Origin of the sequence: Cupriavidus necator (assembly GCF_040578825.1) — a bacterium.
Lineage (GTDB): Bacteria > Pseudomonadota > Gammaproteobacteria > Burkholderiales > Burkholderiaceae > Cupriavidus > Cupriavidus necator_E.
The window spans coordinates 1-24,457 of record NZ_JBEFLI010000009.1; the positions used below are offsets into that span (position 1 = coordinate 1).

22 protein-coding genes and 4 pseudogenes are annotated in these 24,457 nt (G+C 63.3%); 13 read left to right on the forward strand and 13 right to left on the reverse strand.

Features of this window, described 5'->3' with window-relative positions; genetic code table 11:
• The 4 genes and pseudogenes from AB1I47_RS06895 to AB1I47_RS06910 all read right to left on the reverse strand — a co-directional run.
• Positions 1-229: pseudogene (locus AB1I47_RS06895) on the reverse strand (allantoinase); the annotation flags it as partial.
• Positions 230-267: 38 nt separating this feature from the next.
• Positions 268-1,002 carry an aspartate/glutamate racemase family protein gene (locus tag AB1I47_RS06900; RefSeq protein WP_354683030.1) on the reverse strand — a complete coding sequence of 245 codons (735 nt, stop codon included), beginning with the start codon at positions 1,000-1,002 and terminating at the stop codon, positions 268-270.
• 45 nt (positions 1,003-1,047) lie between these two features.
• The gene (locus AB1I47_RS06905) at positions 1,048-2,571 is read right to left on the reverse strand and encodes an NCS1 family nucleobase:cation symporter-1 (protein ID WP_354683031.1); all 1,524 of its coding nucleotides are present in this window, start codon (positions 2,569-2,571) and stop codon (positions 1,048-1,050) included.
• 485 nt (positions 2,572-3,056) lie between these two features.
• Entirely contained in the window at positions 3,057-5,216 is a 2,160-nt protein-coding gene (locus tag AB1I47_RS06910; protein WP_354683032.1) for a TonB-dependent siderophore receptor, read from the reverse strand.
• A 281-nt stretch (positions 5,217-5,497) separates the two neighbouring features.
• Between AB1I47_RS06910 and AB1I47_RS06915 the strand changes: the two genes are divergently transcribed.
• The gene (locus AB1I47_RS06915; RefSeq protein ID WP_354683033.1) at positions 5,498-5,719 is read left to right on the forward strand and encodes a type II toxin-antitoxin system RelB/DinJ family antitoxin; all 222 of its coding nucleotides are present in this window, start codon (positions 5,498-5,500) and stop codon (positions 5,717-5,719) included.
• Between the two features lie 22 nt (positions 5,720-5,741).
• On the opposite strand, the gene AB1I47_RS06920 is transcribed toward AB1I47_RS06915, so the two are convergent.
• Positions 5,742-6,086, reverse strand: coding sequence for a lysozyme inhibitor LprI family protein (locus tag AB1I47_RS06920; RefSeq protein WP_354683034.1), 345 nt, complete (start codon positions 6,084-6,086; stop codon positions 5,742-5,744).
• 603 nt (positions 6,087-6,689) lie between these two features.
• Here AB1I47_RS06920 and AB1I47_RS06925 point away from each other — a divergent pair.
• From AB1I47_RS06925 to AB1I47_RS06935, 3 genes and pseudogenes are all read left to right on the forward strand, one after another.
• The gene (locus tag AB1I47_RS06925; protein ID WP_407935803.1) at positions 6,690-8,357 is read left to right on the forward strand and encodes a phospholipase D family protein; all 1,668 of its coding nucleotides are present in this window, start codon (positions 6,690-6,692) and stop codon (positions 8,355-8,357) included.
• A 43-nt stretch (positions 8,358-8,400) separates the two neighbouring features.
• Positions 8,401-8,522, forward strand: a pseudogene (locus AB1I47_RS06930) (LysR family transcriptional regulator); the annotation flags it as partial.
• Positions 8,523-8,846: 324 nt separating this feature from the next.
• A complete protein-coding gene (locus AB1I47_RS06935; protein WP_354683035.1) occupies positions 8,847-10,427 on the forward strand; it encodes an isocitrate lyase in 1,581 nt (526 codons plus the stop codon).
• Positions 10,428-10,510: 83 nt separating this feature from the next.
• Here the strand turns inward: AB1I47_RS06935 and AB1I47_RS06940 are convergent, their stop codons facing one another.
• Complete coding sequence (locus AB1I47_RS06940; protein ID WP_354683036.1) at positions 10,511-11,167, reverse strand: GntR family transcriptional regulator; 657 nt, start codon at positions 11,165-11,167, stop codon at positions 10,511-10,513.
• Between the two features lie 81 nt (positions 11,168-11,248).
• On the opposite strand from AB1I47_RS06940, the gene AB1I47_RS06945 reads away from it, so the two are divergent.
• From AB1I47_RS06945 to AB1I47_RS06955, 3 genes are read left to right on the forward strand one after another with little or no spacing between them, the layout of a single operon-like run.
• Complete coding sequence (locus AB1I47_RS06945; protein WP_354683037.1) at positions 11,249-12,010, forward strand: enoyl-CoA hydratase/isomerase family protein; 762 nt, start codon at positions 11,249-11,251, stop codon at positions 12,008-12,010.
• 27 nt (positions 12,011-12,037) lie between these two features.
• On the forward strand, positions 12,038-13,012 hold the full coding sequence (locus AB1I47_RS06950) for a tripartite tricarboxylate transporter substrate binding protein (RefSeq protein ID WP_354683038.1): 975 nt from the start codon (positions 12,038-12,040) through the stop codon (positions 13,010-13,012).
• A gap of 17 nt (positions 13,013-13,029) precedes the next feature.
• Positions 13,030-14,190, forward strand: coding sequence for a CaiB/BaiF CoA transferase family protein (locus tag AB1I47_RS06955; RefSeq protein WP_354683039.1), 1,161 nt, complete (start codon positions 13,030-13,032; stop codon positions 14,188-14,190).
• Positions 14,191-14,208: 18 nt separating this feature from the next.
• Here AB1I47_RS06955 and AB1I47_RS06960 read toward each other — a convergent pair whose 3' ends face one another.
• The 6 genes and pseudogenes from AB1I47_RS06960 to AB1I47_RS06985 all read right to left on the reverse strand — a co-directional run.
• Positions 14,209-14,715 carry a DUF6630 family protein gene (locus AB1I47_RS06960; RefSeq protein WP_354683040.1) on the reverse strand — a complete coding sequence of 169 codons (507 nt, stop codon included), beginning with the start codon at positions 14,713-14,715 and terminating at the stop codon, positions 14,209-14,211.
• Between the two features lie 27 nt (positions 14,716-14,742).
• Positions 14,743-15,432 (reverse strand): ArsR/SmtB family transcription factor, encoded by a 690-nt coding sequence (locus AB1I47_RS06965; protein WP_354683041.1) that lies wholly within the window; start codon positions 15,430-15,432, stop codon positions 14,743-14,745.
• Positions 15,433-15,719: 287 nt separating this feature from the next.
• Positions 15,720-15,989: a helix-turn-helix domain-containing protein gene (locus AB1I47_RS06970; protein ID WP_354683042.1), complete on the reverse strand. Its 270-nt coding sequence runs from the start codon at positions 15,987-15,989 to the stop codon at positions 15,720-15,722.
• A 15-nt stretch (positions 15,990-16,004) separates the two neighbouring features.
• Entirely contained in the window at positions 16,005-16,529 is a 525-nt protein-coding gene (locus AB1I47_RS06975; protein ID WP_354683147.1) for a hypothetical protein, read from the reverse strand.
• A gap of 58 nt (positions 16,530-16,587) precedes the next feature.
• Positions 16,588-17,381: pseudogene (locus AB1I47_RS06980) on the reverse strand (aldehyde dehydrogenase family protein); the annotation flags it as partial.
• Positions 17,378-18,088: pseudogene (locus tag AB1I47_RS06985) on the reverse strand (sterol desaturase family protein); the annotation flags it as partial. The pseudogenes AB1I47_RS06980 and AB1I47_RS06985, both read right to left, overlap by 4 nt.
• A 32-nt stretch (positions 18,089-18,120) precedes the next feature.
• Between AB1I47_RS06985 and AB1I47_RS06990 the strand changes: the two are divergent.
• Positions 18,121-18,513: a LysR family transcriptional regulator gene (locus tag AB1I47_RS06990; protein WP_354683043.1), complete on the forward strand. Its 393-nt coding sequence runs from the start codon at positions 18,121-18,123 to the stop codon at positions 18,511-18,513.
• A gap of 57 nt (positions 18,514-18,570) precedes the next feature.
• Positions 18,571-19,026, forward strand: coding sequence for a LysR substrate-binding domain-containing protein (locus AB1I47_RS06995; RefSeq protein WP_354683044.1), 456 nt, complete (start codon positions 18,571-18,573; stop codon positions 19,024-19,026).
• Positions 19,027-19,209: 183 nt separating this feature from the next.
• Here AB1I47_RS06995 and AB1I47_RS07000 read toward each other — a convergent pair whose 3' ends face one another.
• Positions 19,210-19,884: a GntR family transcriptional regulator gene (locus AB1I47_RS07000; protein WP_354683045.1), complete on the reverse strand. Its 675-nt coding sequence runs from the start codon at positions 19,882-19,884 to the stop codon at positions 19,210-19,212.
• A gap of 186 nt (positions 19,885-20,070) precedes the next feature.
• Here AB1I47_RS07000 and AB1I47_RS07005 point away from each other — a divergent pair, with 186 nt between their 5' ends.
• From AB1I47_RS07005 to AB1I47_RS07020, 4 genes are read left to right on the forward strand one after another with little or no spacing between them, the layout of a single operon-like run.
• Positions 20,071-21,114 carry a TauD/TfdA family dioxygenase gene (locus tag AB1I47_RS07005; protein WP_354683046.1) on the forward strand — a complete coding sequence of 348 codons (1,044 nt, stop codon included), beginning with the start codon at positions 20,071-20,073 and terminating at the stop codon, positions 21,112-21,114.
• A 20-nt stretch (positions 21,115-21,134) separates the two neighbouring features.
• Positions 21,135-22,826, forward strand: coding sequence for an AMP-binding protein (locus AB1I47_RS07010; protein WP_354683047.1), 1,692 nt, complete (start codon positions 21,135-21,137; stop codon positions 22,824-22,826).
• Positions 22,827-22,857: 31 nt separating this feature from the next.
• A complete protein-coding gene (locus AB1I47_RS07015; protein ID WP_354683048.1) occupies positions 22,858-23,673 on the forward strand; it encodes an SDR family NAD(P)-dependent oxidoreductase in 816 nt (271 codons plus the stop codon).
• Positions 23,670-24,452 carry an SDR family NAD(P)-dependent oxidoreductase gene (locus AB1I47_RS07020; protein ID WP_354683049.1) on the forward strand — a complete coding sequence of 261 codons (783 nt, stop codon included), beginning with the start codon at positions 23,670-23,672 and terminating at the stop codon, positions 24,450-24,452. Before AB1I47_RS07015 ends, AB1I47_RS07020 begins: the two co-directional genes overlap by 4 nt.
• The last annotated feature ends 5 nt before the right edge of the window (positions 24,453-24,457 follow it).

Here is a 24,457-nt window from a genome sequence, read left to right on the forward strand (position 1 = left end):
ATTCGTAGATGCCCTCCATGCTCATATGGCGGTCGGGGTAGGCCGCGGCGCCAACGATTTCGGAGAGGAACTGCTCGGAAGCGGCGTCGCCGTGCAGCACGCAGTTTTCGCCGCCTTCCTCGTAGTTCAGGACAAACTGCACGGCGATGCGCGCGCCGCCCGGCCATTGGGCGTGCGGCGGCGTGGCGCCGTAACCGATCAGGTCGCGTGGATAGCGGGACTGGAGCATGTTGGCTGGATCGAATGGGGATCGGGATTGCATAGGGTTCAGTTCAGCGCATACGGCGCCAGCATGCCGGCATAGGCCTTGGGCAGCGGCCGCGCCCAGTCGCCGCGCTTGCTGGTGGCGAGCCGCACGGAGACCAGGGACTCCGCCATCTTGACCGCGCACACCACGCCGTCGATCACCGGCGCGCCGATGGCATCGGCGATCTCGTCGCACAGGTCGGTCATGCCGGCGCAGCCCAGCACGATGCATTCGCTGCGGTCTTCCACCAGCGCGCGGCGGCAGGCCTCGGTGATGATGCGGCGCGCGTCGGAGCCGGGGCGCTCCAGTTCCAGCACCGGCAGGTCGCAGGCGCGCACGTTCTTGCAGAAGCGCTCCATGCCGTAGCGCTCGGCCAGGTGCCAGGCGATATTGCAGGTGCGCGCCAGCGTGGTCACCACGCTGAAGCTGCTGCCCACCATGCTGGCCATATGCATGGCCGCCTCGGCGATGCCGATCACCGGGCCGCGCGCCACCTCGCGCGCCGCGTACAGCCCCGGATCGCCGAAGCAGGCGATCACGTAGCCGTCCACGCCTTGCTGTTCGCCGGCGCGGATCTCGTCGAGGATGCCGGGCACCGACAGCGCTTCGTCATAGTGGCTCTCGATCGAGGCCGGGCCCATGCGCGGGCTGACCGCGCTGATGCGCGTGCCGGGCGCCGCCACGGCGACGGCGCACTGGCCGATCTTGTCGGTCATGCTCTGGGTGGTATTGGGATTGATGATCTTCAGCTTCATGGATGCGGCTCGGCTATAGACGGGCAAAAAAGGGGGCGGTCGGGATCAGGCCTGGCTGGCGGCGCGGCCGCCGAAGTGGGCCTTCATCATGCGCGGCGCAAGCTGCCGGTACAGGACCAGCGCAATGCCCATGCCGATAAACCAGCTGTAGTTGGCGGCCTGTTGCCACGCGGGCACCACCACGCACAGGATCGGGATGATCGCCGCCGGGATCATGGTGGCCACCGCCGCGGGGTTGAAGCCCTTGCTGTACCAGTAGCGGCCGCGCGGGCTCAGCGTGTACAGGTCATCGACGTCGACATGCTGGCGGCGCACCAGGTAGTAGTCGGCGATCAGGATGCCGAACAGCGGGCCGATAAAGGCGCCCAGCACATCCAGCGTGTAGTGGATCACGGCGGGGTTGTTGTACAGGTTCCACGGCGTGATGAAGATCGATGCCACCGCGGCGATCATGCCGCCGGTACGCCAGCTGATGTGCTTGGGTGCCACGTTGGAGAAGTCGAACGCCGGCGAGACGAAGTTGGCAACGATATTGATGCCGATGGTCGCGGTCATGAAGGTGAATGCGCCCAGCAGCATGGCGAAGGTGCTGTCGATATGGCTGACGGTTTCGACGGGATCGGTGATCAGCTTGCCGAACACCGGCAGCGTGGCCGAGGTGGTGATCACGGTCAGCAGCGAGAAGCCCAGGAAGTTGACCGGCAGGCCCCAGAAATTGCCGCGCTTGACCGAGTTGAAGTCCTTGGCATAGCGCGAGAAGTCGCCGAAGTTCAGCATCGGGCCGGAGAAGTACGACACCACCAGCGCGATTGCGCTCAGCATCACCGGTACCGCTTCCCAGCCGGTGTACTTGACGAAGCTCAGCGTGAAGCTGACGTTCTCCCAGCCCGCCTTGGCAACCAGCCAGATCGCCAGCGCGATCATCACCACGTACACCGCGGGACCGGCCCAGTCGATGAACTTGCGGATGGTCTCCATGCCGGTCCAGAACACCAGCGCCTGCAGCACCCACAGCACCATGAATGCGGCCCAGCCCAACGTGGACAGGCCGGCGAAGCCATGCAGCTTGACGTCCGCATACGGCGCCAGCGCGGGGAAGAAGTGCAGCGCCAGCACCAGGAAGGCGCTGGAAGCCAGGTAGGTCTGGATGCCGTACCAGGCCACCGCGATCAAGCCGCGGATCACCGCCGGGATATTGGCGCCGAGCACGCCGAACGACGCGCGGCAGATCACCGGATAAGGCGTGCCGGTCACCTGGCTCGGCTTGGCCACCAGGTTGCAGAAGTACTGGACGATCAGGATGCCGACCAGCAGCGCGATCAGCACCTGCCAGCTCGTCAGCCCCAGCGCGAACAGGCTGCCGGCGGTGATATAGCCGCCCACGCTGTGCACATCGGACATCCAGAAGGCAAAGATGTTGTATGTGCCCCAGGTCTGCTTGCGCAGCGGAGCCAGGTCTTCGTTGGTGAGGCGGTCGTCATAGCCCGGTTTGATCAGGGCATTGCCGTGGCTGGCATGCCCGGCCTGCACGTCTGGCGCGTCGGTGGGTGTGGCGGTCGATTGCAGCATCTGAGTCTCCTGGCAGATGGTTGTCTTGACGGATAGGCGACTTGCGGCCTGCTGGCTCTTTTCGTGCGCCGGGGTGGGTTTGTTGTGCTGTCTACCAAATTGTCTACAAAATCGTATTGATGTGTAGACAGTGTTGTAGATCACTGAATTGTGATTGTCAACATTCGTTTTCCCGAATGAGGGGTGATGGGAGAAGCGCTTGCCGGCAACGCGGCAGGGGAGGGATGGGCGTGGGGAAATACAAAAAACCCCGCTATGGAGAGCGGGGTTCAGGTGGCTGACAAAGTTTGCGTCTGTCGGAGCTGTAGCGCAGCGTTAGTGCACCAGGGCGTTGAACGCAAGCCACCGCCCGTGGTGATCGCTCCCCTCTCCCGCGTGCGGGAGAGGGGTGGGGGTGAGGGCCGGAGCATCAACGAAGTCCAGCCCGTCGGTATGCCAGCGCCTGCCTCACCCTGGAAAACAAACCGGCAGCACGCCAGCTTTGATCAGTACGCGATCTTCGCCGTCAGGCTGATGCTGCGCGGATCGGCAGGCTGGATGTAGTTCTCGTACTGGAAGCCCCAGTAGCGCTTGTTGGTCACGTTGTTCAGCGCGGCGCGCAGCGTCAGGTCCTTGCCGGCGACGCGGGTGTTGTAGGTCGCGCCAAGATTGAACACCGTATAGCCGCCCGCCTCTAGCGTATTGCTCGCGTTCAGCTTGGTGTTGCCGGTGTACTTGCCGTCAATGCCGAGACGCAGCCCGGCTACGAACGGCACGCGGTAGCTGATGCGGCCCGCCAGCACCAGATCGGGCGCACCCGCGACACGGTTGTCCTGGTTGGGATTGCCCTTGTCGTAGTAAGAGTCCAGGTACATTGCGCTGCCGCCGAACTCCCATTGCGATCCCAGCCGGTACACGCCGGCCAGCTCCACGCCCTGGTAGATCGAGGTGCCATTCTGTTGCCGGGTCGGCACGCCGCCGCTGATGCTGTCGTACTCGGCCCCGCGCTCGATGCGGAAGGCGGCCGCGGTGGCGCTCCAGCTCGCCCGATCGGCCTTGACGCCGATCTCATACTGCTTGCTGCGGATCGGACTGAGCAGTTGGCGCGCGTTGGTATAGCCGTCCGGCACGATCGAGCCGGGTTCAAGCGCTTCCACGTAGCTCGCGTACACCGTGGCGGCCGGCACCGGCCTGAACATCAGCGCCAGCGTCGGCGTGACCACGCCGCTCTTCTTGTAGCTCGACGTCACCGGCACGTAGCCGTTCTGTTCGAAGTTGGTCACGCGCAGGCCGGCCAGTACCGACCAGCGCTCGGTGAGCTGCACGGTGTCGCTGGCAAACACCGACTTCTGCGTGATGTCGCTGTTGCGCACCTTGTTGAACGCGGTCGAGCTGAAGTACGTGTTGGTATTGGGCACGAAGATATTGCCCGTGCCGATCACCCCGCCAAAGCCGTTGTCGTCATAGCGGTCGATCTGCTTCTGCCACGACAGGCCGGCCACGAGCTGGTGCCCGAACGGGCCGGTGCGGAACTTGCCTTCCAGCATGGCCTGCCATTGGCCGACCTGCTGGTTCTGCGCGGTGTCGAAGCGCATGTCGCTGTAGTCGCCGGCGGCGTTCAGCAGGTTGTAGGTACTCTCGTTGCGGCTGCGGTTGACCTTGGTGAAGCTGTAGTTGGTGCTGACCGCCCAGTCCGGATTCACCTGGTAGCGCAGACCCGTGGTGTAGAGCTGCAGGTTGGTGTTCAGGTGCTGGTCGGCGCCGGCGAAATTGCGGATACGCCCGGACACCGCGCCCGGCAGCGTCGTATCGGTGTAGCTCCACAGGCTGAACGACGGCATCTGGCCGGTCGAGCGGCGGTCCTGGTAGATCGAATCGAAGGTCCAGGTGAGGTCCTTGGTCAGCCGTGCGTCGAGGCCCAGCGATACCGTATCGCGCTTGATGTTGCGCGCGTTGTACGGCGTGCCTTCCTCGTGCGTGACGTTCAGGCGGTAGCCGAACATGTTGTTCGGGCCGGCGCGGCCGCCCAGGTCGACGTGCTCGCTCCAGACGCTGGCGGCGCGATAGCCCAGTTCGAACGACGCGGTGAAGGTGTCGGTCGGCTTCTTGGTGACGTAGTTGACGATGCCGCCGGGCGTGGCAAAGCCGTACATAAAGCCTGGCAGGCCCTTGAGCAGCTCCACCTGCTCCATATGCTCGTACGGCAGCGTCATGCCGTAGGCAACGAACGGCAGGCCGTTGATCTTGAAGCCGTTCTGCCAGTCGATCTGCAGGCCGCGCACGCTCAGGTAGCTCGACCAGCTGTTGTAGCCGTTGCTGTTATCGCTGACCGAGGCGTCCATCGCGAACACGTCGCCCAGTTTGCTGACCTGGCGGTCGGCCAGGTCTTCGCCGGTGACGATGGAGGTGGAGTAGGGCGTATCGAGCTGCGAGCGCGATCCCAGCGCGCCGGTGCTGGCCTTTTTCTCAAGCTGCAAGCCGGAATCGTCGACCGCCGAGGCGCTGACGGTCACCGCCGGCAGCGACTGCGCGTCGGCCGCAGGAGCTTGCTGTGCCAGCGCGGCGGTTGCCGGGAAGCCAGTCAGCACGGCCAGTTGCGCCAGTACGGCGAAAAGGCGGGGTTTGGGTGCGCGAAGGTGCGCGGCGCGGATGACTGGGCAGCTCATGAGGCAGGCGGTGAAACAGGTGGACCCGAAGGCGAATGTAGATACAAATGCGAATAATTCGCATTTAAGAAAAGTCGGAATGATGCCGATGGGGATATGTGTCGTCAAGGTTCGTCAACACGTTGTGGATAGTCGACCACAACCCGCCTCGCGCGATGAGGGATTTGAAATGTTGCTCAATTGAGCTACAGTGTGGCACCATCTGGTCGCGACACGTCTCAGAATGCCGGGGCCGCAAAGTCTTCCGTTCACCACTTCGTTATTGTTTGTAGGAGCCTGCCATGTCTGCCTCGACCTTCGTCCGTGCCCGAGTCGACTCGGCAATTAAAGAAGAGGCCTCTGTCGTTCTGGAGGCGATGGGCCTGACAGTGTCCGACGCCGTTCGCATGCTGTTGACGCGCATTGCGCGGGAGCAGGCTTTTCCTTTGGAGTTGATGACTCCAAATCCTGCAACCATTGCCGCGCTGAAAGAGGCGCGGGCCGGCGGAGCTATAGAGCCTTAGGTTCGGGGTGACTCGTGTCGCCTTACAACGGCTTCTGAATCCCCGCATACACCCTGTCCAACTCCCCGATCCGCTCGTCATACCGCTGCTTTAAACATTCGACATTGCGCCCGCACTGCCGCCTCAGCTTCAGCCACGCCCGCTGCCGGTCCTGCATGTCCCCCCGCACCCCCATCGCCAACAGCCCGCTGAGCAGCTTGTACTTGGTGCTGAGTTCCACGTCCTTGTCATTAAGCGCGCGGTCGGCGCAGATCGCGATTTCATCGGGCAGCCGGGCCTTGCCGCAATCGAAGCTGGCGGCATTGGCAAGCGGCGCGGCGCCAGCGCACAGCAAGGCAAGGGAAAGGAACCGGCGGTGAAAGCGCATCGTGCTGTCCTCATGCGGAATCGTGCATCAAAAAAAGCGCGCAGCGCTTACGCGCCGCGCGCCCTTCACAAGGATAGCGCCGCCCGGCAACGGCGCCCATTCACCCGCCGCCGGTACGCCGCCGCGCAAGGTACCGGCTCACCGCAATGCCGAGCCACGCGATCAACCCGGTCATGCCCGACAGGTTCAGCAGCCACAGGTACACCGACTTGCTCTCAAACAGCGAGCTCCGCCGACAGCACCGCCGTCAGCATCACCGCATTCATCACGCCGCGGCAAAGGAGGCCGCCAGTCGCGTCCGACGCAAGCGCGGCTGCCGCTGCCCGTTCCTGTTCCCGATCTTACCGGCCGGTAAATTGGGCGGGCATCATAGGAGAAAACGCGGGACGGGGAAACGCGCGGTGCGACAGCCACGCAGTGCCCCATGTGAATCTGCCGCCGCTCACACCGCCATGGCGGCTTGCAATGTAGGACAAACACCCGGCGCGGAAAGGAATGCCACCGCTGCCGCGCGTGCGGGCCGCGGTGTATGTTGTGTGGTAGCGGGCGCTCACGCCGGCCGTTGTGCGGAGCCGCCCCAGCCGGCGCAGGGAAACTCCACCGATGATCCAGATGCTTAGCCAGTTCGCGTTCATTGCCAGGCGGCCAGGCACCGCGGGCTGGACCACGCGCCTGCGCCGCTTCACCACCGTGGCGCTGGTCTTTACGCTGGCCGCCTCGGTGCTGGCAGGTTGCGCCAGCCTGCCGGCCTCGGCGCAACGCACGCCCTCGACCGCGCCGGCCAATACCGCCGATACCGCGCTGGGCAAGGTGCTGACCCGGCGTCTCGCTCAACATCCGGGCGAGTCGCTGTTCTACCCGCTCCAGTCCGGGCCCGACGCGCTCGCCGCGCGCCTGGCGATGGCGCGCGCCGCCGAGCGCAGCCTCGACCTGCAGACCTATATCTTCGAGCCCACCGGCACCGGCGCCGCGGTGCTGGGCGACATCATCAACGCCGCCGACCGTGGCGTGCGCGTGCGCATGCTGCTCGACGACCTGCATACCGGCGGCCTCGACAAGGTGCTGTCCGCGATCGACTCGCATCCCAATATCGAAGTACGCCTGTTCAACCCGTTCGCCAACCGCAAGGTGCGCTGGCTGGAGATGCTGGTGGCCTTCCAGCGGCTGGACCGGCGCATGCACAACAAGTCGATGACGGTGGACAACCAGATGTCGCTGGTGGGCGGTCGCAATGTCGGCGATGCGTATTTCTCCGCGCGTCCCGACATGGACTTCAGCGACCTCGACGTGCTGATTGCCGGGCCGGCGGTGCCGCACGTGTCGGCGGTGTTCGACGAGTACTGGAACGACAAGTCCTCGTACCCGGTGGTGGCGCTGATCCCCGAAGGCAAGGAAGCGCCGATCGAGATGCGCAGCCTGCGCAAGCGGCTGGAGGCGCGCGGCGACCTCGCCAAAGCCAACCCCTATGTGCAGGAGCTGCTTGACTCGGGCCTCGCCAAGGGCATCGAAAGCGGCCATATGCCGGGCTACACCGGCAAGGCCACCGTGGTGTCGGACAAGGCCGCCAAGATCACGCACCAGACCCACGACGATCCCGGCCACGCCACGGCAAGGCTCGAGAAAATGATCAGCAGCGCGCAGAAGGAGGTGCTGCTGGTCTCGCCGTACTTCGTGCCCGACGACGATGGCGAAGCCTGGCTGATCGCGCTGGCCAAGCGCGGCATCCGCGTGCGCATCCTGACCAACTCGTTTGCCGCCACCGACGTCAGCGCCGTGCATGCCGGTTATGCACCGCACCGGCAAGCGCTGGTGGCCGCCGGCGTGGAACTGTACGAGCTCAAGCCCAGCGCCTATGCCGAGATGGCCCATCGCGGCAAGGGCAGCGGCAGCGGCAGTTTGCGCTCGCGTTCGTGGCTGTCTGCCAGCCGCGCCAGCCTGCACGCGAAGAACTACATCGTCGACCGGCGCCAGGTCTATATCGGCTCGCTCAACATGGACCCGCGCTCGGCCAAGCTCAATACCGAGATGGGCATCGTGCTGGACAGTCCGGTGCTGGCCGAGCGCATGATCCGGTCTACCGAGGATGGCCTGCTCGACATGGCCTACCGCGTCGGGCTGCAGACCGATGGCGACGGCGGCAACCCGCGCCTGACCTGGACCACGCGCGAGAAAGGCCAGCTCACCGTCTATGACAGCGAACCCGGCATGGGCCCGCTGCAGCATCTGGGCATCGGCGTGCTGCGTGTGCTGCCGATCAAGGAAAAGTTGTAAACCGGCCTGCAGGTTCCGGCAGTGCGGGCCGGATTCGGCCGGTTCATCGGCCAGCGCGGCCGTCGCGCGGCTGGAAAGCCAGCCCGGCCTCCGCCTGTTCGAACGCACCACGCGCCGCGCGTGCCCGGGCGTGGCCAGCGCCTGTACGTGCGCGTTGCGCTGCTGTCCGTCTCCCAAATCCCCCCAGCTATCGTTGCTCGAGCCCTCCGTGCTTGCCCTGCCACCGACGACTGAAAGCGCGTTTCACATTGCGGAATCCCTTCCATGTTTCCACCAGAAGCATTTTTCGTTTTTTGAAAAGTCGTTCCGTATTGTGAAAATTACGAACTATCTCATTGAAAAATAAGGAAAAATTAACTCTTATGTCTTATATAAGACCTTGCCGCGACGCATCAAGAGGGCCCTACAATAAGACCACGCTGCTCGCTTCGACATCCGTCAGCACACGCCACTATTTTTCAAACGCGCTCTTATTTTTAGGAAATTCACATGGCTCAGTATCAAGACGACATTAAGGCAGTTGCTGGTTTGAAAGAGAACCATGGCAGCGCGTGGAATGCCATCAATCCCGAGTATGCCGCCCGCATGCGTGCCCAGAACAAGTTCAAAACTGGCCTGGACATCGCCAAGTACACTGCGAAAATCATGCGCGCCGACATGGCCGCCTACGATGCCGACTCGTCGAAGTACACCCAGTCGCTGGGCTGCTGGCACGGCTTTATCGGCCAGCAGAAGATGATCTCCATCAAGAAGCACTTCAACAGCACCGAGCGTCGCTACCTTTACCTGTCCGGCTGGATGGTGGCCGCGCTGCGCTCTGAGTTCGGCCCGCTGCCGGACCAGTCGATGCACGAAAAAACCTCCGTCAGCGCGCTGATCCGCGAGCTGTACACCTTCCTGCGCCAGGCCGACGCCCGTGAACTGGGCGGCCTGTTCCGCGAGCTGGACGCGGCCGAAGGCCCTGCCAAGGCCGCCATCCAGGAAAAAATCGACAACCACGTCACCCACGTCGTGCCCATCATCGCGGACATCGACGCGGGTTTCGGCAACGCCGAAGCAACGTACCTGCTGGCCAAGCAGTTCATCGAAGCGGGCGCATGCTGCATTCAGATCGAAAACCAGGTGTCCGACGAGAAGCAGTGCGGCCACCAGGATGGCAAGGTCACCGTGCCGCACGAGGACTTCCTGGCCAAGATCCGCGCCATCCGCTACGCCTTCCTGGAACTGGGCGTGGACGACGGCATCATCGTGGCCCGTACCGACTCGCTTGGCGCCGGCCTGACCAAGCAGATCGCCGTGACCAACACGCCGGGCGACCTGGGCGACCAGTACAACTCCTTCCTCGATTGCGAGGAATTGTCGGCCGACGAACTGGGCAACGGTGACGTCATCATCAAGCGCGACGGCAAGCTGCTGCGTCCCAAGCGCCTGCCCAGCAACCTGTTCCAGTTCCGCGCCGGCACGGGCGAAGCGCGCTGCGTGCTGGATTGCGTGACCGCGCTGCAAAACGGCGCTGACCTGCTGTGGATCGAAACCGAAAAGCCGCATATCGCCCAGATCGGCGGCATGGTCAGCGAGATTCGCAAGGTCATCCCGAACGCCAAGCTGGTGTACAACAACAGCCCGTCGTTCAACTGGACCCTGAACTTCCGCCAGCAGGCGTATGACGCGATGAAGGCTGAGGGCAAGGACGTGTCCGCCTACGACCGCGCCCAGCTGATGAGCGTGGAATACGACGACAGCGAACTGGCCAAGCTGGCCGACGAGAAGATCCGCACCTTCCAGGCCGACGCCTCGCGCGAAGCAGGTATCTTCCACCACCTGATTACGCTGCCGACCTACCACACTGCTGCGCTGTCGACCGACAACCTGGCCAAGGAATACTTCGGCGACCAGGGCATGCTGGGTTATGTGGCTGGCGTGCAGCGTAAGGAAATCCGTCAGGGCATCGCCTGCGTCAAGCACCAGAACATGTCCGGCTCGGACATCGGCGACGACCACAAGGAGTATTTCAGCGGCGAAGCCGCCCTGAAGGCGGCGGGTAAAGACAACACCATGAACCAGTTCTGATACCGGTAATACCCCAGGCAAAACGCCAACCCATACGGGTTGGCGTTTTTTTTATCCGGGCGAGATCGCTCGCGGGGTTTCCCTTACGCTGCCTCGGCTCCCGCAAGCAGCACCAGATCCGCAATGGCCTTGCCACCGGCCGAGATATGCGTGCGCATGGCCTCCGCCGCGGCATCGGGGTTGCCCGCGATCACGGCCTCGACCACGTTGCCATGCTCGCGGTATGAACTCGGCACGCGCGCATCGTTGATGAGCCCCTTCTGCTGCCAGTAGATCGCCAGCCGCCGGCGCAGCAGCACGATCTGCTCCGCCAGGAACGGGTTCGCCGCGGCCTGGTACAGCACGTCGTGGAACTTGCGGTTGGCCTCGATGTAGCCGGCCGTATCGCCCTGCTGCACATGCACGCCGGCGGCCTCGTGTGCCTGTACCAGGACCTTCTTGCCCGCCGGCGAAATCCTTTGCGTCGCCAGCCGGGCCACTACCCCTTCCATTTCCGCAAGGGTTTCGAACATGGCCACCAGCTCGGCCGCCGTGGGCTTGTGCACGAACATGCCGGCGCGCGGGACGATGGTGATGAGGCCCTGGGCGGCCAGCATCAGCAGCGCTTCGCGGACCGGCGTACGCGAGCTGTCGAATTGGTCGGCCAAAGCCTTCTCGTCAATCTGTACGCCAGGGCGCAAGGCGCCGGTGTGGATGGCGGAAACGACGCTTTCTCGAATCTGGTCTTGTAGCGATTGCACGGGTATACACCTGTTTGTCTCAAGGCAAATATATCTGTAGGCTCCACGAATATATCAGATGGCCTATGGAGATATTACGGGATGGATGATAACGCACCACTGCTCACGCTGGACGGTCCGGTCGCAACGATCTGCCTGCGCCGCCCGGAAGTCGCCAACCGCCTCAGCCCCCACGACCTGCAGGTGCTGCGCGACCACATCGACGCGGTCAATGCGATGGAACGGGTGCTGGTGCTGCGCTTTGTCAGCTCGGGCAAATATTTCTGCAGCGGCTATGACATCGGCGCCCTCGCCGGCAAGTCGGACCAGGGCGCGCTGAACTTCGGCGAGGTCATGGACGCCATCGAGGCGGCCCGCCCTGTCACCATCGCGGCCATCAACGGCGGGGTGTATGGGGGCGCTACGGATCTCTGCCTGGCGTGCGACTTCCGTATCGGCGTACCCGGCTGCGACATGTTCATGCCCGCGGCACGGCTGGCCCTGCACTTCTATCGCGGCGGCATGGAACGCTACGTATCCCGGTTGGGATTGAACGCGGCCAAGCGCCTGTTCCTCACGGCAGACAAGATCGATGCGCAGGAGATGCTGCGCATCGGTTTCCTTACCGAAATCGTCGACCCGCCGATGCTGCAGGCTCGCGTGGACGAACTCTCGACCCTGCTTGCCGGCATGGCGCCGATCGCCCTGCTGGGGATGAAGACACACCTGAATGCCATTGCCCGGGGCGCGCTCGATGCCGACGCGCTGCAACGGGACCTGCATCGCTCAGAGACCTCCGCGGACCTGCGCGAAGGTGCGGCTGCGTGGAAGGAAAAGCGCAAGCCGGTATTCCACGGAAAGTAGCACCACAGCTACGGAGGAGACGACCCCATGAAAACGACCGCAATCCACCTGGCAGCGTTGGGCGCATTGGCCCTGGCCGTGTCGGCCCACGCCGCGCCGGCTGACTATCCGACCAAGCCCATCCGCCTGGTCATTGGCTTTCCTGCAGGCGGCGGAGCCGACAACACGGCCCGCCTGTACGGCGACGCGCTGAGCCGCGAACTCGGGCAACCGGTGATCGTGGACAACAAGCCCGGCGCCGGCACCACGATCGCGGCGGAGTTCGTGGCCAAGGCGCCGCCGGACGGCTATACGCTCTACATCGCGACCGCAAGCCTGATGGGCGGCGACAAGGTGCTCTACAAGAACATCAGGTACCAGCCCGCCGATTTCGTGCCGGTTACCCGGCTGGTGGCGGCGCCGATGATCCTCGCGGTCAACAAGGACACCGGCATCAGGAACGTGGCCGACCTGGTGGCGCGGGCCAAGGCACAGCCGGGGGCGCTCAACTACTCCTCGTCCGGCAACGGCGTGATTACCCACTTGGCCGGCGTCCAGTTCACCAGGCTGGCCGGCGTGCAGATGACGCACGTGCCCTTCAAGGGCGGGGCGCCGTCGGCGCAGGCGGTCGCTGCCGGCGACGTGCAACTGACCTTTGGCACCGCGCCGTCGGTCAAGCCGATGATCGACACAGGCAAGGTCGTCGCCATCGCCGTGACCTCCGGCCAGCGCTCGCCGGCCAACCCGCAGTTGCCGACCATCGCCGAAGGCGGGGTCAAGGGCTACGACCTGTCCGCCTGGTATGGACTGTTTGCCCCGGCCAGGACGCCCCCGGAGATCATCGACAAGCTGTTTGCCGCCACGACCAGGGTCATGGCCGATCCGGATCTGAAGCGGAAATTCCTCGCGCAGGGCGATGAAGTCTCGGTATCGGGCTCCGTGGCGGAGTTCCGCGAGTACGCGGCGCGCGAAGGCAAGCTCGGTGTCGACCTGGCGGTCTCGAGCGGCGCAAAGATCGACTGAACCATGCGGAGAGCGTAATGACAACAGCAAGTGGCCACCTCCCCCTGGCGGGAATCACCGTCGTGGACCTGACGCGGGTGCTCGCCGGCCCGTACTGCACGATGATGCTCGCCGATCTGGGCGCCAGGGTCATCAAGATCGAGAACCCCGCTGGCGGCGACGATTCGCGGCAGGTCGGCCCGTTTGTCGACGGTGAGTCGGCCTACTTCGCGTCGATCAACCGCAACAAGGAATCGATCGCGCTCGACCTCAAGAACCCCGAGGACCGCAAGGTGCTCGACCGCATGCTCGCGCAAGCGGACGTGCTGGTGGAGAACTTCCGCGCCGGGGTCATGGAAAAACTGGGCTACACGTGGGAAGACCTGCACGCGCGCTTCCCGCGGCTGGTCTACGCTTCGATCTCCGGTTTCGGCCAGACCGGCCCATATCGCACCCGCCCGGCCTATGACATGGTGGTGCAGGCCATGGGCGGGCTGATGAGCGTGACCGGCGAGGCGGGCGGCAATCCCGCGCGCGTCGGCGTTTCCATTGGCGACATCGGCGCCGGCCTGTACGCGACCATCGGCATCCAGTCCGCGCTGCTCAAGCGCGTGCACACGGACCTGGGCGAGCGCGTCGACATCTCCATGCTGGATTGCCAGGTCGCGCTACTGGAGAACCCGATCGCCCGTTATTCCGCGACCGGGGGCGTGCCCAAGCCGCTCGGCACCCGCCACCCGTCGATTACCCCGTTCGACATGTTCGCCACCCGCGATGGCTTTATCGTCATCGCGGTCGGCAACGACGCCTTGTTCGCGAAGCTCTGCGAGGCGCTCGGGCGCAGCGAATGGGCACAGGAGGCACGGTTCGCTACCGTGCCGGCGCGCAACGAACACCATGTCGCGCTCAAGGCTTGCCTGGAGGCCAGGCTCGCAGACGCGACGACTGCCGAGTGGGAGGCGGTCCTCGAGGCCGCCGGGGTGCCGCATGGCCCGATGAACAGCGTGCCGCAACTGCTCAGCAATCCGCATGTGCAGGCGCGCGGCATGATCCTCGATATCGGCATTGGCGACGGCAAGGCGCTGCAGGTGGCCGGCAACCCGGTCAAGATCGGGACGGCCGACGCGCTTGCCGGGGTAAGGAACCCGCCGGCGCTGGATCAGGACAGGGAGCGGCTGCTGGCGGAGTTCCGTGGCTGACGGGCGCGTTCGCGCGCCTCAGTACGGCTGATCCGCCGGCCGGATATCGATGCGCAGCGTCTCCGCGATATCCAGCATCTCTTCATCGTCCTCGCTGCGCGTGATCCAGCCGGCGTAGGCGTCGCCGTCGGTGTCCCATTGCCACAGCGTGTAGCCGGCGACGCGCAATTGCTGGTGCGCCAGCTCCATCAGTTCCGGCACGCTGGTGGACTCCAGGAAGGCTTTGTCCTCGGGATCTTCGGTGCCCCAGTCGATTTCCACGTCCATCCGTTCGCAGAGCTGGTTCAGGCAGCCGATAAAGGACTGGCTGTCCTTCCAGTCGACAAAGAAGCCGGACTGCCAGTCGATGACCTCGCGGATCACCCACAGCAGTTCCTGCCCGTCGGTGTCATCGTCCTCGGCCTCGAGCAAGGCATCTTCGAACATCGCGAGCTGCGCCGAGGTCTGCGCGCTGTCGCCCAGGTTGATCAGGGCGAAGAAACGCTCGACGGCTTCCTGCGTATCGTCGTCCAGTGGTGTGGCCATGATGGTCTCCTGTGTCGGTGCGGGGTCCTATGCCGCGATCCGCATGATCTCGCGTTGTCCGGCCGGTGTCACGCGCAGCGCGCGCGAGGTGCGGGTGGTCTCCACCCAGCCGCGCGCCAGCAGGCTGCCCAGCAGCGCCACGCCCAGCGCCCCGCCAAGGTGGGGTTTGCGCTCGCTCCAGTCGGGGCAGGTGCAGGCGAACTGGCGCCGCTTGCGCCGTGCCGCCTCCACGTCGATGCCCAGCCCCCCAAGCGCCTGCGCGCCGTCGCCGCTCAGTTCCACGCGCTGCGCGTCCAGCAGCAGCCAGCCGGAATGGGTCATCCGCTCGAACAGGCCCACCGCGAGCTCGCCCGCGAGGTGGTCATAGCAAGTGCGCGCCTGGCGCAGCGCCGGCGGCGCCGTGCGCGACACAGGCACGTCGCGCAGCCGCGGCGGCTTGCTCGCCAGCGACGCTGACGCCAGCGCCTCGATCGCCACGCCGATCTCCGGCGTGGCCAACCGGTAGTAGCGGTTGCGCCCGCGTGTCTCGACCACCAGCAGCCCGCCTTCGGACAGCCGCGCCAGATGGCCGCTGGTCGATGACGCCGAAAGGCCGGCAATCAGCCCCAGCTCGCCGGCGGGGCGCGCGCTGCCGTCCATCAGGGCCCACAGCATGGCCGCCCGGCCGGGATCGGCGAGCAGGCCGGCCAGCTGGCTGATGCCGGGTGCGTAATCCATGGTTTGGCTCCGGGTGAAGTGTGCAATGCGGAGTATAGAGCCCATGGCTGAGACTCGTGGGCGGTGCTAATTAAGTTCTTACAGCTAATTAAGTTCTTGCAAGCGAATTAACTGCTTACTAAGAGACGCAATCGCCACTAGGGAGGAGGCCGTTCTGGTTGGTCCAAAAGGACGCTGAAGAAACTTGGCGTGGACTTGCGGGATCGCGGGCGCCGGAGAGAAAAATTTGCGCTGCCCCGCCACGCATGGGCGAGCCGGGGGTGAGTGGATCCCGCGTTGGCAGGGAGTTACTGATGATCAGGGTCGACGAACAATTCGTGAACATCGATACCCAAGAATTCTGCGAGCTTGCAGATGTTGTCAATGGTTGCATTGTTCACAGCGCGCTCAATCTGACTCACATAGGTCCTATGGAATCCTGCCTTTACGGCGAGATCTTCCTGGGACAGGCCGGCCGCCTCCCTCACCTTACGTAGGTTGGAAGCAACTCGAAGCCGCGCGTAGGTCTTTTCTGCACTCATGGCGCTGAGTGTCGTCGCGCCTGTCAAACGCACCATGCACGGCTGCCAAGATTATGAGCCGCAGGGCGTGGTGCTTACGCGCGAAGTCATTTGAAGCGCGGCGGGATCCGGTAGGAGAACACGATGGCCGAGAAATTCGTCTTTCGGGAAGTGGAGTTTCGCGCGGGCGCACATCTTTGGTCCAATCCAAAGCTGCGTGGTACCCACGCAGAAATACCGATCATCCTTGCTCGTCCGACGCTGTTTGATGTCGTTAAGCTCGCTCAGCATTATTCGCTCGAGGCGTTGCACCTGGCGAATCGACGGCTCAGAGTCAGCCGCGAAATCTCGGAGCGGCAGCATCTTCGAACGGACGCGATTCTGCGCAACATCGACCGCATCAATGCTGGGCATCCTGCGACGATCGAAGAGGTCGTCCGAGCTATCGAGACTGATGACGATCTGCCCGTGCCGGTCGATCCCATCCCGACTGCGGCGCTCCAGCAGGAAATCCAGCGTCTGGTCCTGCGTTGCGTGTACAGGCCCGCCCATGCGGAAGCCGCCGGCAAGGTGGCAAGTCGGCATTCGTGGCGACATCGGTACCATGCAGCGCCCGGAACATTGCCCTGGCCGCCTCTACAAACGCAGCGATGTGCTCGCGCGGCACCAGCGCGTAGTCCGGCGCCACACAGATCTGCCCTGCATTGGTGGTCTTGCCGTGCGTGATGCGGCGCGCGGCCTCGTCGATCGGGTAGTCGCGCAGCACGACGGCGGGTGATTTGCCGCCCAGCTGATAGGCGTCAGATTGCGTGCTGCGTGCTCCATTACCACGCGCCCCACATTAGATGAGCCGGTAAAGACCAGATGGTCGAACGGCAGCGCAGTAAAGGCGTTGGGGTCGTCCACTTCCTCGCCAAGCAGCGCGACGTGGTCTTCGGCAAACACTTCCCCCAGCAACTGGCGCAACGTGGCATTGGTGCGTGGCGTCGTCTCAGGCATCTTGATCATCACGCGGTTGCCAGCTGCCAGCGCTGTCGCCAGCGGCCCGAGCGACAGGTAGACCGGGAAATTCCACGTGGCGATCACGCCCACAACTCCCTTGGGCTGGTACGTCACGCGCAGGCTGTTGGTGGCAAACAGCAGTTCGGGCCGACGCCGGCTCGGTCGCATCCAGCGCTGCAAATGCCTGCGGGCATGGCGGATGGCCAGCGCGGGGGGCAGCACGTCGAGCATCTGAGTCTCGGCGACGGCGCGGCCGCCGAAATCTGCGGAGATCGCTTCGGCCAGCACGTCCTGGTAGCGCAGTACCTGACGCAGCAGCGGGCGCAGGTGTTGCCGGCGCTGGTCAGCTTTGGGCAGCATGTTCTGCAGGTGCGCACGCTGCTGCAGGGCAAATACGTCGGTCAGTCGCGCATTGACCAGTGCGTGGGTGGAAGCGCGATCGTTCATGCGGCCTCCTTGGCGGCAACCAGTTCGTCGGCCTCCCCCATGGCCGCGCCGCCCGGCCGCAGTGCGGAATGCTCGCGCTTGGATTGCACCAGCGGATAGAACATCTGGGCAGTCCAGCGTTCTGCGCCGAACAATGCGTCGTCCTGCAAGCCAATCTGCGCGGGGTACTTGCGCGTGATATGCGCCGTGCCGAAAAGCACATCCCAGAAGAACAGCAGGTTGCCGAAATTACCCTTGTAGTGGCCAATGCCATGGGCATTGGTGAGTGCGTGATGCGCCCAGTGCGTGGCCGGCGTGGAAATCGTGCGCTCGATCACCCACATCAGCGGGCGCAGTGCACGGATGCGGTACAGCGGCGCATCCCATGGCCAGGCGCAATGCGCGCCCAGAACGACCGCCACCTTCACCACCAGATTACCCCCGTAGACACTGCCAAAGCCGAGGTACACCGCCACGCCGCCGACCCAAAGACCCGGCATCATCAGGTAGTAGAAGAAGTTGTTGCGGTAGGTGATGCGCACGCTCATGTACGACAAGCTGTGGTGAGCCCGATGCAGCGGCCCCAGCAGTGGCGAATGCGAGGCGCGATGCCACAGGTATTGCGTGAGGTCATCGCCGATCAACAGCATGGCCGTCATGGCCCACCACGGCAGCTTGGCCCAGGCGTTGTGCTGCGCAGGCATGAGCCAGTTGCACAGCGCGTTGCTTAACATCCACTCAATGCAATAGACGCAATGCCATGGATCTGCGCCGCTTGAGTCACGTCGTTGCTCTCGCTGACACCCTACATTTCGCCCGCGCGGCGGAACAGGTTCATCTCAGCCAGCCCGCCTTCAGCCGCAGCATTCAGGCGATTGAAGACGAGTTTGGCATTCGCCTGTTCGACCGCGACATTGGCGGCGTACGCCCCACCGCAGCCGGCGACTTCGTCATCAAGCGCGGCCGCAAACTGCTGTTCGAGGCAGGCTGCCTGCAGCGCGACGTCGATCTCTATCGCGACAGCCAGTTGGGCGACACAGCCTTCGGTGTCGGGCCGCTACTAACTGCCACGCTGATGCCGCAAGCACTACAGGAACTGCGTCAGCAGCATCCGCAGGTGGCGCTGCGCATGGAAGTCGGCAACTGGGTGTAACTACTGGAAAGCCTGCGCACGGAAAGCATCGAATTCTTTGCCGCCGACGTGCGCGACATGCCGAAAGACGCCGCGCTGGATATCCAGCTCATTGGTGGCCAGCCGCCCCATCTGTACGTGCGGGCGAGCCATCCGCTGGCAGCCGGCGAGCATGCGCTGCACGAGGTGTGGACGTACGGCATTGCCGTTCAAAAGCTGCTGAGCCCGTCGAAGGTTGATCTGGCCGCCTTGCTTGGCCTGCCGGCGGGCCAGGAAGCCAGTATCGCGCTCGAATGCGACAACTACGGCGTGCTGAAAACGGTGGCGCTCACCACGTACACCGTTCTGGGTGCAACAGACTCGGCGGTGCGGGAGGAACTGGAATCCGGCGCGCTTGTCCGGCTGTCGGTGAAGGGCTGGCCGTCGCCGCCGTCCCTCACGGGGATTGTGCGGCTGCACGGTAGAACTGCATCGCCCGCAGCGCAGGCGGCCATCGCAGCGATCGTGCGGGCCGCCCAGGCGATCAATGTATAAGGAGAGGAGCTCCTAAGCCCACGCCTATGGCGTTTAGTGATCTCTCCACGGCTTCGCTCCGGAGGTCCACTTCTCCCAGCCATAGCGTCGCCGTGCAACAGCGCCCCAATGCGTTCGATCTCTCAGCCGATTTCTTCCTGCTGCGGGATGGCGTTGAACACTTTGATCAGCTCACGTCGGTCACTACTGCGGTGCGCGGACTTTCACCAGCTTTAGGATGCGTTCCCTTGCATTGCGCAAATGTGCACGCATCGCGGCCTCAGCGCCTTCTCCGTCGCGCGCGTGGATCCGTTCAATAATCGCACGGTGTTCGTCCAGACTATCGGCGACGTCGGGGCGCCGAGCCGCCTGAAGCCGATAGAGGCGCAGCAGCGAATACACATCCTTTACAAGGATGTTGGCAAGCCAGCGATTTCGGCAGCCCTGCGCTATCAGGCGGTGGAAGTCATTGTCGGCGCCCCCAGTGAAGACAGCCGCCGTGGTCCCTTCATGTCCTGCGTCTAGCATTGCCACGGTTTGCTTCAGCGCGTTGACCTCCGACACCGTCATGTTCTCCGCCGCATAGCGAGCCGCCATGCCCTCCAGGGCCTCACGGGTAATCAGAATCTTCTCCAGATCATCCTCGGACAGCCCGATCACCTGCACGCCCGATCGGGGCGTACGTTCGAGCAGCCGGCGCCCTTCCAGCGTGCGAATTGCCTCGCGCAGCGGACCGCGGCTTACCCCAAGTTCCTCCGCAAGCGATTGTTCGCGGAGCTTTTCGCCTGGCCGGTAGTGGCCCTCCAGGATCAGCTGCTCCAGCTTATCCACGACGTGGTCGGTCAGTACGCCAGACTCGGCAGTGATTTCGGTTGACATGGATCTGTTCTTGTCTACAATATCAAAAAGTTGGTGACATTATGACGCAATCTGTTGATGCGCGCTCATCGTTGCATGGGACATAAGTCATATTGTAGACAAAAGGGGCTCCACCGCGGTCATTTGCGCGCCATGCATCCAACAAACGCCCCACACATACCTTTTAATGCACATCAGGAGACAAGCATGCAAGCGCAACGAGGGTGGGTCGCCGAAGACCTGAAGAAAACCACCCAGTGGATCCATTACCTGACTCCCGAGGAGATCAGCGCGTTGGACACTGCGCTGTCGGAGGCGCGCAAGAAGGGGCTCTCCTTCGAAACGCTCACTAAAGAGAACTTCCCCCTCAACGCGCTGCGGCCAACCTTCGACCGCACGCTCGAAGAACTCGAGGAAGGGCTGGGATTCTTTGTGGTCCGCGGACTGCCTGCCGAAAAGTACAGCAAGGATGACCTGCGTCTGATGTACTGGGGCATCGGGCTTCACGTCGGCACCGCGGTGACGCAGAGCAGCCGCGGTGACATGCTGGGCGACGTGCGGAATTTCGGGGTGGATACTTACAGCAAGAAGGGCCGTGGATACATGTCCAACCAGCACCTGCAATTCCATGCCGATACCTGCGATGTCGTCTGTCTGATGGTGCTGCGTGTGGCCAAATCGGGAGGGTTGAGCCGGTTTTGCAGCTCCATCGCAATCCATGACGAAATTGCGCGCACCCGTCCCGATTTGCTTGAGGTCCTGTACCAGCCTTTTTATATGAGCTGGAAAGGTCAGGAGGCACCTGGGGATCTGCCTTACTACCAGCAGCCGATGTTCTCCATGGAGCAGGGCAAGCTGGCTTCCCGCTTCATCCCGCAGCACATCATCGGGTACAACGCCGAACAGCTTCCGGAACTGCCATCGCTGTCAGAAAAGCAGAGGGAAGCGATCGAGTACGTGCAGACCCTCGCCAATGATCCGCGTTTCTACGGTGAGATGATGTTCGAGCCGGGTGACATGCAGTTCATGAACAATCATGTCATGTACCACTCCCGCACCGAATTCGAGGACTATGAGGATCCGGACAAGCGGCGCCATCTGATTCGCATGTGGCTGTCAGTACCAAACAGCCGCCCTCTGAACGATTCGATGAATGCGATTTACCGTGACCGCCGCCCCGGCGCGGTGCGCGGCGGATTCCCCAGCCACACGGGTGCACGGGTATTCGAAACCCCCGTGATCACGGACTGATGTCTCGTAGGGGACCAGAGATGACTACCGCAACCGAACAGTTCCTGGCAGCCCGGGATCTGCTTCTCAAGCATCGCAACGATTACCGTGCCGCCTGCGCGGAGTTCCAGTGGCCGCAGGTCACGCATTTCAACTGGGCGGTGGATCATTTCGACGTCATGGCGCGTGGCAACGAGCAGCCGGCGCTGCGGATTGTGCAGGAGGATGGCTCGCAGGAACAATTTTCGTTCGCACAGCTATCGGCCCGCTCCAACCAGGTAGCCAATTGGTTCACCCAGTTGGGTATTCGCCGCGGGGACCGTGTCCTGCTGATGCTGGGCAACCAGAAGGAACTGTGGGAGTCACTGCTGGCGCTGATCAAGATCGGTGCGGTCATGATCCCCACGACCACGCTACTGGATCAGGCTGACTTGCAGGATCGCGTCGATCGCGGAAACGTGCGCCATGTGATTTGCGGCCCCGATGCGCTTGACAGGCTGGAGAAAGTGAGCGGACGGTTCACGCGCATCTTGACCGGTCGCGCAGACGGCTGGCATGTGTTCGACGATTCGCACCAAGCTTCCACCGATTTCGTTCCCGACGCGCTGACCAAGGCCACCGATCCGCTACTGCTCTACTTCACCTCGGGCACGACCTCCAAACCGAAGCTGGTCTTGCATACGCATCAGAGTTATACGATCGGCCACCTGTCCACCATGTACTGGATGGGACTGCGCGCGGGCGATGTGCACCTGAACATCTCATCGCCTGGATGGGCCAAGCACGCATGGAGCTGTTTCTTCGCCCCGTGGAACGCCGGCGCGTGCGTCTTTGTCTATAACTACACGCGCTTCAAGGCCCTTGACCTGCTCAACGTCCTGGTCAAGCACCAGGTCACTTCGATGTGCGCGCCGCCCACCGTATGGCGCATGCTGATTCAGGAAGACCTAGCCGCTTGGCCTGTCAAGCTGCGCGAAGTCGTCGGAGCAGGCGAGCCGCTGAATCCGGAAGTCATCGAGCAAGTCCAGCATGCCTGGGGCGTAACCATTCGCGACGGTTATGGCCAGACTGAGACAACGTGCCAGATAGGCAATGCGCCGGGTGAACCGGTTAAAGCCGGCAGCATGGGCAAGCCGCTACCGGGTTATCCGATCGTGTTGCTCGATCCCGATGGGAAGCCTGCGGATGACGGCGAGATCTGCATCGACCTGTCTCGCAAGCCGCTCAGCCTGATGGAGTGCTACTTCGGCGATCCGGACAAGACCGCGGACGCCATGCGGGGCGGGTACTTCCATACAGGGGATGTCGCTTCACGCGACGCCGACGGCTATATCACTTATGTGGGACGTGCGGACGACGTCTTCAAGTCGTCGGATTACCGCTTAAGTCCGTTCGAGCTGGAATCGGTACTGATCGAGCATCCGGACGTTGCTGAGGCGGCTGTCATTCCCAGTCCAGATCCGCGTCGACTGAGCGTGCCAAAGGCCTTTGTGGTGCTGCGAGCCGGTGTCCAGCCCGACCGCGAAGCGGCGCTTTCCATCCTGCGCTTCGCTCGCGAGCACCTCGCGCCCTACAAGCGCATCCGTCGCATCGAGTTTGCGGATTTGCCGAAGACCATTTCCGGAAAGATCCAGCGCAACCTGCTCCGCAAGCTGGAGAACGAGCAGATCGCCTCCGACGTCAGAGGCCCCAACGCTTTCCGGGAAGAGGATTTCCCTGAGCTGTCAAAGTGATGGCAAACAGATAACTACATGAGAGACAAAGATGTCAACTAGCTGGCTCAAACTTGAGGACAAGGTATGTGTGGTCACCGGCGGTGCCGGTGGTATCGGCCGCGCTATTGTTAGCGCCTTTGCGCAAGCGGGTGCCAAGGTGGCTATCCTGGATCGTGATTCCACGGTCGTGGAGCAGTTTGCCAAGGAAGTCGGTCACGGTGCTATCGGAGTTGCCTGCGATGTTGCATCGGAAGGCTCGGTCAACGACGCGCGTCAGGCTGTTATCAAGGCATTCGGCCGTTGCGATGTGCTGGTCAACAACGCCGCCATTATCAAGCCGCAACCACTGCTGGATTCAACTCAGGCGGATTGGGAGCGCAACCTCGCGATCAACCTCACCGGCTATTACCTCTGCGCGCGGATTTTCGGCAAGGAGATGATCGCCGCCGGCGGTGGTGCGATTGTCCACGTCGGATCCATCGCAGCGGAACTGCCGCAGCCTAACGGGCTGGACTACACCGCCTGCAAGGGCGCGATCGTGGCGCTGTCCCGACAGATTGCGGTGGAATGGGGGGCAAAGGGCATTCGCAGCAATGTGGTGAATCCCGGCATGATCCGCACGCCGATGACGACCAAGCTCAATGCCGATCCGGAAGTGGTCGCCAAGCGGGAGGCGCTCACGGCAATCAAGCGCCTCGGTACGCCTGACGACATCGCCAATGTGGTGGCCTTTCTGGCAAGCGAGCGATCCGGCTACGTGACCGGCGCCGACCTGATGGCCACCGGCGGGCTGCACGTCATGATGATGAACATGATCCCGCAACCGGGCCTGAAGCCTGCACAAGGGACTGGAGACACGAAATGAAGCGACTGGAAGGTAAGGCCGGTGTGATCACCGCAGCAGGTTCTGGCATGGGAGCGGCCGGCGCGCGGCTATTTGCTGCCGAAGGTGCGAAAGTACTCATCGTGGATATCAACCGCGAGGCAGCAGAAAGCACGGCGCAAGAGATTCGCGAGGCCGGAGGCGTAGCCATTGCCTGCGTCGGCGACCTGACCTCCGAAGCATTTTCGCGTGGGATTGTTGCTCAGACGGTGGAAGCCTTTGGTCGCCTTGATTTCGTATGGAATCATGCCGGACATCCCGGTCCGGTGGGACTGACCGAGGCCAGCAATGCAGACATTGAGCTCGCCCTGACGTTGAACCTCCGGAGTGTGATGTTCTCCACCGCGGAGGCAATTGAAGTCATGCGCAAGGGCGGTGGCGGCTCCATTCTCTTTACGGCGTCGACGTCGGGTCTGGTCGGCTCGAAATACAGCCCTGTGTACTCCGCCGCGAAGTTCGGCGTCATCGGCCTGGCTCGCTCCTTGGCGCGTGCGCATGCAGGGGAAGGCATCCGCGTTAATGTGGTATGTCCGGGCGTCACCGATACGCCGATGCTGCGAACCTTTGTGCGCCGGCCGGGCCAGGTAGACGACAGTGACAAGGACCTCGAGTCTCTCGTCACGCAACGTGCCTCGGCAAGCCCCATGGGACGACCGGCCCAGCCTGAGGAAGTTGCCAATGCGGCGCTGTTCCTTGTTTCCAATGAAGCCTCGTACATCACCGGCGTTGCGTTGCCGGTGGACGGCGGCTTGACAGCTTGAGGTGC

Excerpts from the sequence above, each read along its gene's own strand:
- AB1I47_RS06970 (WP_354683042.1), bottom strand. The coding sequence starts at position 15,989 with ATGGTGCGTTTGACAGGCGCGACGACACTCAGCGCCATGAGTGCAGAA.
- AB1I47_RS07005 (WP_354683046.1), top strand. The coding sequence starts at position 20,071 with ATGCAAGCGCAACGAGGGTGGGTCGCCGAAGACCTGAAGAAAACCACC.
- AB1I47_RS07020 (WP_354683049.1), top strand. The coding sequence starts at position 23,670 with ATGAAGCGACTGGAAGGTAAGGCCGGTGTGATCACCGCAGCAGGTTCT.
- AB1I47_RS06925 (WP_407935803.1), top strand. The coding sequence starts at position 6,690 with ATGATCCAGATGCTTAGCCAGTTCGCGTTCATTGCCAGGCGGCCAGGC.
- AB1I47_RS06945 (WP_354683037.1), top strand. The coding sequence starts at position 11,249 with ATGGATGATAACGCACCACTGCTCACGCTGGACGGTCCGGTCGCAACG.
- AB1I47_RS06960 (WP_354683040.1), bottom strand. The coding sequence starts at position 14,715 with ATGGCCACACCACTGGACGACGATACGCAGGAAGCCGTCGAGCGTTTC.
- AB1I47_RS07015 (WP_354683048.1), top strand. The coding sequence starts at position 22,858 with ATGTCAACTAGCTGGCTCAAACTTGAGGACAAGGTATGTGTGGTCACC.
- AB1I47_RS06950 (WP_354683038.1), top strand. The coding sequence starts at position 12,038 with ATGAAAACGACCGCAATCCACCTGGCAGCGTTGGGCGCATTGGCCCTG.
- AB1I47_RS06920 (WP_354683034.1), bottom strand. The coding sequence starts at position 6,086 with ATGCGCTTTCACCGCCGGTTCCTTTCCCTTGCCTTGCTGTGCGCTGGC.
- AB1I47_RS06915 (WP_354683033.1), top strand. The coding sequence starts at position 5,498 with ATGTCTGCCTCGACCTTCGTCCGTGCCCGAGTCGACTCGGCAATTAAA.
- AB1I47_RS06900 (WP_354683030.1), bottom strand. The coding sequence starts at position 1,002 with ATGAAGCTGAAGATCATCAATCCCAATACCACCCAGAGCATGACCGAC.
- AB1I47_RS06975 (WP_354683147.1), bottom strand. The coding sequence starts at position 16,529 with ATGTCGCCACGAATGCCGACTTGCCACCTTGCCGGCGGCTTCCGCATG.
- AB1I47_RS06910 (WP_354683032.1), bottom strand. The coding sequence starts at position 5,216 with ATGAGCTGCCCAGTCATCCGCGCCGCGCACCTTCGCGCACCCAAACCC.
- AB1I47_RS07010 (WP_354683047.1), top strand. The coding sequence starts at position 21,135 with ATGACTACCGCAACCGAACAGTTCCTGGCAGCCCGGGATCTGCTTCTC.
- AB1I47_RS06995 (WP_354683044.1), top strand. The coding sequence starts at position 18,571 with ATGCCGAAAGACGCCGCGCTGGATATCCAGCTCATTGGTGGCCAGCCG.
- AB1I47_RS06905 (WP_354683031.1), bottom strand. The coding sequence starts at position 2,571 with ATGCTGCAATCGACCGCCACACCCACCGACGCGCCAGACGTGCAGGCC.
- AB1I47_RS07000 (WP_354683045.1), bottom strand. The coding sequence starts at position 19,884 with ATGTCAACCGAAATCACTGCCGAGTCTGGCGTACTGACCGACCACGTC.
- AB1I47_RS06990 (WP_354683043.1), top strand. The coding sequence starts at position 18,121 with ATGGATCTGCGCCGCTTGAGTCACGTCGTTGCTCTCGCTGACACCCTA.
- AB1I47_RS06955 (WP_354683039.1), top strand. The coding sequence starts at position 13,030 with ATGACAACAGCAAGTGGCCACCTCCCCCTGGCGGGAATCACCGTCGTG.
- AB1I47_RS06935 (WP_354683035.1), top strand. The coding sequence starts at position 8,847 with ATGGCTCAGTATCAAGACGACATTAAGGCAGTTGCTGGTTTGAAAGAG.
- AB1I47_RS06965 (WP_354683041.1), bottom strand. The coding sequence starts at position 15,432 with ATGGATTACGCACCCGGCATCAGCCAGCTGGCCGGCCTGCTCGCCGAT.